This is a genomic window from Vibrio sp. 10N.222.46.A1, from assembly GCF_041473595.1.
Classification (GTDB): domain Bacteria; phylum Pseudomonadota; class Gammaproteobacteria; order Enterobacterales; family Vibrionaceae; genus Vibrio; species Vibrio tasmaniensis_A.
The window spans coordinates 1-495 of record NZ_JBFRSN010001123.1 but is presented as its reverse complement, the minus strand read 5'-3'; the positions used below and the strand labels follow the sequence as shown (position 1 = coordinate 495).

At 46.3% G+C, this 495-nt stretch carries 1 protein-coding gene; it reads left to right on the top strand.

Annotated features, from left to right (window positions below; translation table 11 throughout):
• The coding region (locus AB4496_RS24405; RefSeq protein WP_372132376.1) for a GspE/PulE family protein at positions 1-495 on the top strand (495 nt) is incomplete at both ends.

Sequence of the window (495 nt, the reverse complement as noted above, 5' to 3'; positions counted from 1 at the left end):
TGAGATCCGTGATTTAGAGACTGCTGAGATCGCTGTTCAAGCCTCTTTGACGGGTCACTTAGTCATGTCGACTCTTCACACCAATACGGCAATCGGTGCGATCACGCGTCTGCGTGATATGGGCATTGAACCTTTCTTGATCTCTTCTTCTCTGCTGGGTGTTTTGGCTCAGCGCTTGGTTCGTACTCTGTGTAACGACTGTAAAGAACCTTACGAAGCCGATAAAGAACAGAAAAAGCTGTTTGGTATGAAGAAGAAAGAGAGCCTCACACTTTACCATGCAAAAGGTTGTGAAGAGTGTGGCCATAAAGGTTATCGAGGTCGTACCGGTATTCATGAGCTACTGATGATTGACGATTCGGTACAAGAGCTGATTCACAGTGAAGCTGGAGAACAGGCAATTGAGAAAGCGATTCGTGGCACAACCCCAAGTATTCGAGATGATGGCTTGAGCAAAGTTCTGAAAGGGGTAACTTCCTTAGAAGAAGTGATGCG